Raw genomic sequence first — 221 nt, forward strand, 5'->3', positions numbered from 1 at the left:
GCGCTGGGCGTGGTGGCGGGTGCCTCCGGGCTGACCGACACGGCCACCGGTGAGGCAGTCAACCTGTCACTCAACGGCACCGTGGTCGAAGGCCGTACGGCCACCACCAACCTGCTGGTGTTCACCGTCAGTGTCGCCGCCAATGGTGACGTCACCCTCGACCAGCAACGGGCGGTGGTGCATCCCGATCCAACCAATCCGGATGATTCGACCAGTCTGAC

General features: G+C 65.6%; 1 protein-coding gene. It reads left to right on the forward strand.

Annotated features, from left to right (window positions below):
* The coding region (locus ACCC96_RS30465; protein ID WP_413697765.1) for a DUF5801 repeats-in-toxin domain-containing protein at nt 1–221 on the forward strand (221 nt) is incomplete at both ends.

It is taken from the genome of Pseudomonas sp. Pseusp11 (assembly GCF_047304405.1).
Lineage (GTDB): Bacteria > Pseudomonadota > Gammaproteobacteria > Pseudomonadales > Pseudomonadaceae > Aquipseudomonas.